Here is a 564-nt window from a genome sequence, read left to right as displayed (position 1 = left end):
GCAAGCAGATCGCCAAGATTGCTTCTGGTCTGGCCAAACCCGACGGCATTCGGGTAGTCCGGCACGCTGAAGAGCAAGCGCTTCTCAGCGGATTGCCGGTACGACGGCTGTGGGGCATCGGCCCGGTCGCCGAGGAAAAGCTGCATCGGCTCGGCATCGAGACGATCGGGCAGCTGGCCGCGCTGAGCGATGCCGAGGCGGCCAACATCCTAGGCGCGACGATTGGGCCCGCGCTGCACCGGCTGGCCCGTGGCATCGACGACCGCCCAGTGGTGGAGCGCGCCGAAGCCAAGCAAATCAGCGCCGAGTCCACGTTCGCCGTCGATCTGACCACCATGGAGCAATTGCACGAGGCGATCGACTCCATCGCTGAGCACGCGCACCAACGCCTGCTGCGCGACGGCCGCGGCGCCCGCACCATCACGGTGAAGCTAAAGAAATCCGACATGAGCACGCTAACCCGCTCGGCGACGATGCCCTACCCGACGACCGACGCCGGCGCGCTGTTTACGGTGGCCCGCCGGCTGCTGCCGGATCCACTGCAAATCGGGCCAATTCGTCTTC

The 564-nt window shown here is 66.3% G+C and carries 1 protein-coding gene; it reads left to right on the top strand.

What is annotated here, in order from left to right:
* A partial coding sequence (locus FJO69_RS07745) for a DinB/UmuC family translesion DNA polymerase (protein ID WP_211333795.1) occupies window positions 1–564 on the top strand: 564 nt, incomplete at both ends.

The organism is [Mycoplasma] falconis, from assembly GCF_006385795.1.
Classification (GTDB): Bacteria; Bacillota_I; Bacilli_A; order Mycoplasmatales; family Metamycoplasmataceae; genus Metamycoplasma; species Metamycoplasma falconis.
This window is presented reverse-complemented; position numbering and strand designations above follow the sequence as displayed.